This window comes from Selenomonas ruminantium subsp. ruminantium ATCC 12561, assembly GCF_000424065.1.
Taxonomy (GTDB): Bacteria; Bacillota; Negativicutes; order Selenomonadales; family Selenomonadaceae; genus Selenomonas_A; species Selenomonas_A ruminantium.
This window is the reverse complement of record NZ_AUJE01000006.1, coordinates 131,751-139,644: the sequence shown is the minus strand read 5'-3', so window position 1 is coordinate 139,644 and position 7,894 is coordinate 131,751. Positions and strand designations below refer to the sequence as shown.

At 40.3% G+C, this 7,894-nt stretch carries 9 protein-coding genes and 2 pseudogenes; 2 read left to right on the top strand and 9 right to left on the bottom strand.

What is annotated here, in order from left to right:
* Positions 1–85, bottom strand: a pseudogene (locus G598_RS19480) (IS607 family transposase); the annotation flags it as partial.
* A 183-nt stretch (positions 86–268) separates the two neighbouring features.
* On the opposite strand from G598_RS19480, the gene G598_RS0104715 reads away from it, so the two are divergent.
* A complete protein-coding gene (locus tag G598_RS0104715; RefSeq protein WP_026765965.1) occupies positions 269–496 on the top strand; it encodes a DUF4160 domain-containing protein in 228 nt (75 codons plus the stop codon).
* A gap of 13 nt (positions 497–509) precedes the next feature.
* The gene (locus tag G598_RS0104710) at positions 510–758 is read left to right on the top strand and encodes a DUF2442 domain-containing protein (protein ID WP_026765964.1); all 249 of its coding nucleotides are present in this window, start codon (positions 510–512) and stop codon (positions 756–758) included.
* Positions 759–778: 20 nt separating this feature from the next.
* Here G598_RS0104710 and G598_RS17095 read toward each other — a convergent pair whose 3' ends face one another.
* From G598_RS17095 to G598_RS0104660, 8 genes and pseudogenes are all read right to left on the bottom strand, one after another.
* Entirely contained in the window at positions 779–1,129 is a 351-nt protein-coding gene (locus G598_RS17095) for a hypothetical protein (RefSeq protein WP_026765963.1), read from the bottom strand.
* 13 nt (positions 1,130–1,142) lie between these two features.
* Positions 1,143–1,490: a helix-turn-helix domain-containing protein gene (locus G598_RS18490; RefSeq protein ID WP_051179945.1), complete on the bottom strand. Its 348-nt coding sequence runs from the start codon at positions 1,488–1,490 to the stop codon at positions 1,143–1,145.
* Between the two features lie 127 nt (positions 1,491–1,617).
* The gene (locus tag G598_RS0104695) at positions 1,618–2,547 is read right to left on the bottom strand and encodes an NAD-dependent epimerase/dehydratase family protein (protein WP_026765962.1); all 930 of its coding nucleotides are present in this window, start codon (positions 2,545–2,547) and stop codon (positions 1,618–1,620) included.
* A gap of 31 nt (positions 2,548–2,578) precedes the next feature.
* Positions 2,579–3,295: pseudogene (locus tag G598_RS17085) on the bottom strand (dTDP-glucose 4,6-dehydratase); the annotation flags it as partial.
* A gap of 266 nt (positions 3,296–3,561) precedes the next feature.
* Complete coding sequence (locus tag G598_RS0104675) at positions 3,562–4,224, bottom strand: D-sedoheptulose-7-phosphate isomerase (protein ID WP_026765959.1); 663 nt, start codon at positions 4,222–4,224, stop codon at positions 3,562–3,564.
* Complete coding sequence (locus G598_RS0104670; protein ID WP_026765958.1) at positions 4,225–5,625, bottom strand: HAD-IIIA family hydrolase; 1,401 nt, start codon at positions 5,623–5,625, stop codon at positions 4,225–4,227. It abuts the gene before it with no gap.
* A gap of 20 nt (positions 5,626–5,645) precedes the next feature.
* Positions 5,646–6,614, bottom strand: coding sequence for a glycosyltransferase family 2 protein (locus tag G598_RS17080; protein WP_051179943.1), 969 nt, complete (start codon positions 6,612–6,614; stop codon positions 5,646–5,648).
* Positions 6,604–7,893: an MATE family efflux transporter gene (locus G598_RS0104660; protein WP_026765957.1), complete on the bottom strand. Its 1,290-nt coding sequence runs from the start codon at positions 7,891–7,893 to the stop codon at positions 6,604–6,606. The genes G598_RS17080 and G598_RS0104660 overlap by 11 nt, the downstream gene beginning before the upstream one ends.
* Position 7,894 lies beyond the last annotated feature (1 nt).

The window sequence follows — 7,894 nt, the reverse complement described above, 5'->3', positions numbered from 1 at the left end:
TGACTCGGATAATACCAGTCTTTACATATTTGGTAAGCGTTGGCCGTGTTATTCCGAGAACACGGAGCACATCTTTGGATAACATGGTAAAATCCTCCTTCCTTGGATATATTATACCATGTGTTACACAAAATATATACTTTATTTTAATGTTTTTAATGTATTATTTTACTATATATCATACAGTCTTGGAGTAACCTGCAAAGTATGATATAATTTAGGTAAGGAGCGTGATGCATTATGCCAGAAATAACACGTTTTTTACGGTATCATTATCAAAATGTTCTTTAAGCCTAAAGAGCATGAACCTAGCCATATTCACGCACTATACGGAGAATACGTTGGTGAATTCAATATACGCACCTTCGAAATGATAGAAGGTGATTTACCCCCTAAAGCGCAAGAGCTTGTAGCCGAATGGTTGCAAAAATATCACAATGAGCTGCAAGAAATGTGGGAAACCCAATTAATACGCAAATTGCCACCGTTAAAATAGGGAGGTGCTTGCAATGATTCCTCGTATCAAAAAAATAGAACCACGCAGCGATTATACTCTCTATGTCATATTTGATGATGGAAGAAAAGTTCTTTATGATGTAAAAGATGACATTCGTACATTACCAACCTATCGTTCTTTACAAACCGAACTGGGTTTATTTCAAAACTTCCAACTTGACGAAAGCAGAACTTGCGTATTTTGGAATGATGAAATTGATTTGGCCAGTGATATAATATATGAATACGGCACATTGTGCTAAAAACTCATCAGACTGCAAGCCTAATCACTTGCAGTCTGACTTTCTTTTATGCGTCTTTTTTCCATCCGATATAATGTAGCCTTGGAAATCCCCAATTTCACCGCCGCTTCGTCTGCCGTTATATCCTGTGCCTTCCACTGTGCATAGACCACATCCCAATTCGCTGGAATTGTCGTCTGTGGACGGCCGTAATGTATGCCAGCCTTCTTCGCGGCTTCAATCCCTTTGCGCTGACTTTCCTGCCGCTTGGCAGCAACCTCTGCATCGATGCGCAGTTCACATTCAATCTGGCTGCTGATACGCGCCCGGCCTTCGTCTGACAATCGTCTGTATTTTTCTATCAATTCTCCTTCATCTGCAAAAATACGCATATAGCAGACTCCCTCATTTTTTGTCACGAAATTCCAATTCCAACTCTACATCAAGCTTCATATGGGCTAAGCAGGCCTTTTGCTTTGTGTCGGATAACTGATGAAAATGCTCTAACAGTTGCCTGTCACGAGGCAGCAAAACCAGGTTATCCGCTCCACTTGTGTTACAACCAACCAACTCGTTAAGAGAAATCCTATAGAACCTGGCCAGCTTGACCAGCCCATCTATGTCCGGAGTACGCCTGCCACATTCATAATTCGCATATGTAGCACGATTGACGCCTATAGCTTCCGCAACCTGTCTTTGTTTATACCCATAAAACTCGCGCCATTCGAGCAATTTATTATTGACCTCAATCATAAATCATATTTCCTCACAGACACCAATCCATCCCTTTTGCGGGCGCACTATCACAAATAGGGCTGTTTTAGCAGCCCCATTTTCCATGCACCTTTGGTGAAAGGTTATTCTGTTACAAAGCGCTCGTTTATTCTACGGACTCTGTAAAGTATTTCAATGTTTTTTCCAGCCCCTCTTCTAAGGAACATTCCGGTTTCCAATCTAAATATAGCGCAGCCTTCTCATTGCTAAGAACAGAACGATAGATATCCCCTTCTCGCGGCACATCAAAATGAGGTTCAATCTTTTTTCCCATAATATCGCTCATCACTTTTACCAAATGCAGAAGACTAATTTCTGTCTGCGTGCTAAGGTTATATACCGTATTAACATGCTCCGTCGTAATCGCCTTACAGATTCCTCGTGCTATATCGCCAGCATAAATAAAGTCCCTAGTCTGCTCTCCATCACCAAAAATCGTGATATCCTTACCAGCCGCAATACGTTTAGCAAAGATACTTATCACGCCGCCTTCGCCTTTATCCCCTTGGCGCTCACCATATACATTGGCAAATCGACATACAACATAATCAAGGCCATAAATATCGTGATAAAGCTGCAGGTATTTCTCAGCTCCAACTTTGGTCAATCCGTAGAATGACTGGGGATGCAACGCTTGCGATTCCTTGACTGGCAAATCCGTTTCTGCTACATCACCATAAGCTGCTGCTGTAGATGCGAAGATAACCCGTGCCCCGCACTGTCTGGCAGCTTCTAATACATTCAACGTTCCCATAATATTCTCAGATGCATCAAAAACCGGCTCCTTGATAGACACATCCACCATCGTCTGTGCTGCTAAATGTACAATGACATCAAAGTTTTCAAAAACAATCTGCTGAACAATATTTCTATCGCGCACATCCTGCTTCCATAGTACTACATCTAGACCAGACAAATGTTCCAATGCTCCAGTTGACATATTATCTAATACTACAACTGTATGTTTGGCATCCAATAACTGCCGAACCAAATGTGAACCTATAAAACCAGCTCCACCAGTAACCAAAATATGCATAATTATCACTCCTAAATTACGATAAGTACAATCAGTTCATCCCATTGATGATTCCTTCCCACCACTGGCGGTTATCTAGATACCACTGCACCGTAGCCTTGATGCCATCTTCAAAATTCGATTCCAGTAGCCAGCCCAGTTAAGCTCATTGTGAATCTTAGTCGGATCAATAGAGTAACGGCGGTCATATCTCTTACAGTCACAGACATATTCAATAAGGACTTCACTCTTGCCCAGTTGTTTGAGAATCGTCTTGACCAAATCAATATTAGCCTGTTCATTATGGCTGTCAATATTATAGATTTCACCGACCTTGCCTTTCTCCAGAATAAAATTGTTGCCCGCACAGTGGGCTTCCACATAGAGCCCAGTCACGGACGTTAAGGCTATCACCATAGACCGGCAGTTTCTTATCCGCCAAAGCATTGATAATCATTAGGGGGTCATTTCCCCCGGGAAATGGAAGAGGCCGCAGTTATTTAATTAGCTGGAAATGGTCACCAGCGCCTTGTATGTGCGATGATAAACCATCACCAATAAATCCGCCAAAGCCTTGGATGCCGAATAGGGGCTGGGAGGTATGCAGATTGGTCATTTCCATAAAGAACAGATCAGGCCTGTATAGCGGCAAATCTCCATAAACCTCATCCGTGGACACTTGATGATACCGTTTAATCCCATACTTGTGGCAGACATAGGGCAACACACTCGTACCTATAACATTGGTCTGCAAGAAAATCTCCGAATTTATTTATTGCAGACGCTTTTTCAACATATAATAAACAAAGTTGCTGCCAATAAATTCAGCACCGCCTGTTGCTACGATAATCATTTAACAATCCCCATATATAAACTGATTATCACTATTAACAAAAAACAACCCAGTCATATTTCTCCAGCTGAACACCGACTCAATACCAGCCAGCAAAGTATCCCAATCAACATTTAACTCCGGCAATCATAACGCATGCCATCTAAAAAAATTTATTCCTGAATCATACTATGACTTAATCATTAAATACGTTTATCCACCATCTCATCAGGATAAAACTCTGCCTCAACCGCCAAACAGATAGCATGATATACAGGCAAATGCAACTCCTGAATTTTAAAAGTTTCCTTTTGTGGCACATTGACTAACACATCTGCCAAGGCTTTTAGTGCCCCGCCAGATCCGCCCGTCAGGCCAATCACCTTTATCCCCATTGCTTGTGCTACCTCGGCTGCGTAAATGACATTCGCAGAATTTCCCGAAGTGCTTATTGCAATCAGGACATCACCTTCCTTGCCCTGCCCAAAAACCTGCTGAGCAAAATTCATATCCGGTGCCACATCATTGGCATAAGCCGTCAAAAGACCCGTTTCGCTTACCAGCGAAATAGCCGGCAAAGCCATTTGCAGATTCTTGATGATGTAATCGCTATCCTTGCAGGATGAAAATTTCTCCTGCCATTCAGCATTTACTTTTCGCTTACAAACAAATGCTTTCATTAATTCGCCAACGATATGCAGTGAATCTGCGGCACTGCCACCATTGCCGCAGCATAAAATTTTGTTTCCGTTCCGGTAGGCATCTATGATGCACTCCGCAGCTTTCACGATTTCGGACTTATTGACGCTAAGTTCCGGATAACACTCAAACAATTCTTCGATTTTGCTTAATGAATAATCTTTCATTTATGCCTCCATATGCTCTTCCACAAAATCCAACAGATTATCGACAGTAACCTCCTGCCCATAATCATCCGTCGTTTCCCGACTCAGCAACACAGTATGCACACCTGCATTTTTCCCGCACGCAATATCTGCCTCACTGTCGCCCACCATCCATGATGATGCTAAATCAATATTGTAATCTTTTGCCGCCTGCAGAATCATTCCTGGTTTTGGCTTACGGCAAGTGCAGTCCTTCTTCAGTTCAGGTACCTCACCAGCAAAGCCCTTGTCCGGATGATGCGGACAGTAATACAAGGCATCAATATAAGCACCTTCCTTGCCCAGTTCCGTTTCCAACTTACGATGAATTTCCTCTAATCCTTCAAAAGTTACTTCGCCACGTGCTACGACCGGCTGATTAGTGATAACAATAGCCAAATACCCCGATGCATTGATTTTTTGAATGGCTTCCGCTACCCCGGACAATAATTCCAATTCATCTGTTTTACGCAAGAAACCTACATATTTATTCAATGTACCATCTCTGTCCAAAAATATGGCCTTTTGCTTATGCGAAAGATTCTTAGCTTGAACAATTCCAGCTTTAAAATCCTTTGCCACCGCTTCAAAGCGCTCAGGAGTTCCCATATCCTTGACATATTCCGGCGAATCATAGCAATATACGTTATACCCACCAGCTGCATTTCTGCCGCAAAGCGGTTTCAGAATCTGTCGATCCAGATCGACTTTATAGATTTTGCCATCTTTCTGGACTCTGCCTATCTGAGACACTTCTATGCCAGACACCTTTGCCACTTCGTCCAGCGCCGCTACATTCAGCACATGCACGCCTGCATTCACACGATTCTTGTAATATTCAGGACGTACATCCTCCTTGGTCAACCACTTTTCCACACCACCATCCTCCGCAGCTATGATCAAACCACTGTCGTAAGGATGTGAATTGGGGTGCGTGAACAAAGTTGCCTTGCCCCCCTTTGCGCGATGGTAAACCACCAGACGCTGGAAATCCAAATCAAAGATGCTGTCCGCATTCAAAAGCAGAAAATCCTCACTGCCATCTGCCTCATCAACCAGCCTGTCCCGCAACTTATAAAGAGCTCCTGCATTGCCCAGCGGCTCGTGCTCATGGAAATATTCAATCTGCACACCAAAAGGCTTGCCCGTGACAGGACTAACACCTGAACCATCACCGAAATAATCCATGATTTCCTCAGCCAGATACGATATAGTAAGGATGAATTTCGTAAAGCCTTGATCACGCAGAGAATTTATTTCCCACTCTAATACAGGCACATCATCTATGGGAATCATCGGTTTCGGTAAAACTTTACCTGTGAGTTTCTTGCTGTAATCAGCAATTCTCGTTCCACGGCCACCAGCCATTATGACAGTTTTCATTTTTTATCATACTTCTCCCATTAAAACTTAAAATATGATTTTACATTTAGCATAACATGTGCTATAGGAGAAATCATCATAATAACATAAAGCAAATTACGATTAACTCCATAACCATCAATCAAAGCGTTATACAATTGTTTTTGTTCATAAAAACTTAAATGGCCGCTCCATCTGAAGAATTTAGCAAACGAAAAATCATGTTCATATTTCATTACATTTAGAAATGACCTATAGACATCAATATCGTTACCGTAATAATCATCTGCTAATTTCTTATATCCATCAAGATCTATCAATATCCGTTTTAGATAGCCATCAAGAGAAAAAGAGTCTCCACCATCTCCTACTATCGGAAAAGGCTTATTGATATACATTATTTTCCCATTTCCATCTTTTATCATGGATACTATTTTTTGCACATGTGCATATGCCGTACCGATATAACTAAAATCAGTTTCTGTATTCATCCATGCTTGTCGCCGCACAACAATAGAACTTAAATAAGAAAACAAGCCTCCCAGTGTTTTTACATGATTAAGATAATTTATATAATTATCTTTATCGGATAAATCCCATTCAGCATCTTTATCGATATCCAGCCACTTTTTTTCGCCACTTTTTTCCAATCGTGTGGTTAAGTATATATCTTTATGCTTTTCTTCAAATTCATAAAGGATCCGCTCAATCGCCCCTTCTGCTAAATAATCATCACTGCCAAACAGCCAACAATAATCACCATTAGCCAGTTCAACAGCCTTTAGATAATTTTTATCGGCCCCCATATTCGTCTCTGCTTTTTCATAGATTATTCTAGGATATTTCCTTTGATATTCTTTGATTACTTCTTCTGTATTATCTGTAGAAGCATTATCACTTATAACGATTTCTACTTCATCAGTCCACTGGCCAGCTATAGATTCTATCAATCTTCCCAAATACGCACCACGATTGTACGTTGGTATACAAAACGAAAGTTTAATTGCCAAATGTCTTCGTCTCCTTTTCATAACTTCTGTATACTTTATAAGGCAAATACCATACTACAGTTATAACATAAGAAAGCATGAGTCCGGCTAAAACACCATAAATCCCGTATGTTTTCACTAGTAAACACTGCAACGTCACACTTAACACTGCTTGCAAAGGAACCATCAACAAAAAGGGACGCATATCATTCCGACTCTGCAAAATAATAGCAAATGTATCTGTCCAAACCCGCAAAACGTAATATACACCGAACATAAGTATGAACCAGTTGCTTATATCAATATGATTTCCATGCAACAACACATTAGCTAGATATGGCATAAACATAATACTAAAAAGCATACAAATCAGAACAATAAAAACGCCTATAAATATATATCTACGACAATAGGCAATTACCCTGCTCCATTCTCTCTTGGAAAATGCTTCTGTAAAAACTGGCCATAAAGCTGACAAAATTGCGGTATAGACAAAAAATGACAAATTCATAATTTTATCCACTAGGTTATAAGCAACCATGCCATTAGCATAAATAAACTGCGACATAATTATATAATTTATTTGCAGCGTCACAACAGATAAAAAAGCAAAACACCAAAACCCCTTGCAATTTTGCCAAAGCTTATGCAATATTTCTTTTTTTACACAGCAAAATAAATCTCTTATCTTCAATATATGAATTCTAATCAATAACATGCATATCTGCAAAGAACATACAGGAAAATACCATAAAAAAATAACCTGATATATGTCCGTATCAATCTTATAATGAGCAATCACCTCCAATATAATAAAGCCCACAACATAGCCCACAGCTGGTACAATATTCGCTAAATAACCACGTTGTTCTCCATACCATATTCTATTCACTAGATTACTGCTGCCCAACAGCAGCAATAACACAGATATTTCAAAGAACAGCCATCCTTTATCCGATAAAGTCATTCCTTCATATTTTTGTAATAATATAGCCCCTATCGTATCTGACAGCCCCATTAGTATCAGTGTTACCAGAAGTAATGCTACAAGGATAATAAATACGGCATTTACAATATAATCAAAATAATCTTTTTTCTTTACTCTGCAAGTCGATATTATATTTTGTATAGCAGAGCCTAGTCCGATATCGATTAATGCATACCAAGCAGACAGGCTGCCCGCCAAAACATATAGCTCATAACCATCCAAGCCAATCAAAGAAACAATAAGTGGTATACTGACGAAATTTAATCCCGCCATAACTACTCTGCTACCCCAGGCACTCATAGTTACTACCATA

What these genes read in the sequence shown, in the direction of transcription:
- G598_RS0104675 (WP_026765959.1), bottom strand. Translation starts at nt 4,224, where the DNA reads ATGAAAGATTATTCATTAAGCAAAATCGAAGAATTGTTTGAGTGTTAT.
- G598_RS0104695 (WP_026765962.1), bottom strand. Translation starts at nt 2,547, where the DNA reads ATGCATATTTTGGTTACTGGTGGAGCTGGTTTTATAGGTTCACATTTG.
- G598_RS17095 (WP_026765963.1), bottom strand. Translation starts at nt 1,129, where the DNA reads ATGCGTATTTTTGCAGATGAAGGAGAATTGATAGAAAAATACAGACGA.
- G598_RS0104670 (WP_026765958.1), bottom strand. Translation starts at nt 5,625, where the DNA reads ATGAAAACTGTCATAATGGCTGGTGGCCGTGGAACGAGAATTGCTGAT.
- G598_RS0104660 (WP_026765957.1), bottom strand. Translation starts at nt 7,893, where the DNA reads ATGGTAGTAACTATGAGTGCCTGGGGTAGCAGAGTAGTTATGGCGGGA.
- G598_RS18490 (WP_051179945.1), bottom strand. Translation starts at nt 1,490, where the DNA reads ATGATTGAGGTCAATAATAAATTGCTCGAATGGCGCGAGTTTTATGGG.
- G598_RS0104710 (WP_026765964.1), top strand. Translation starts at nt 510, where the DNA reads ATGATTCCTCGTATCAAAAAAATAGAACCACGCAGCGATTATACTCTC.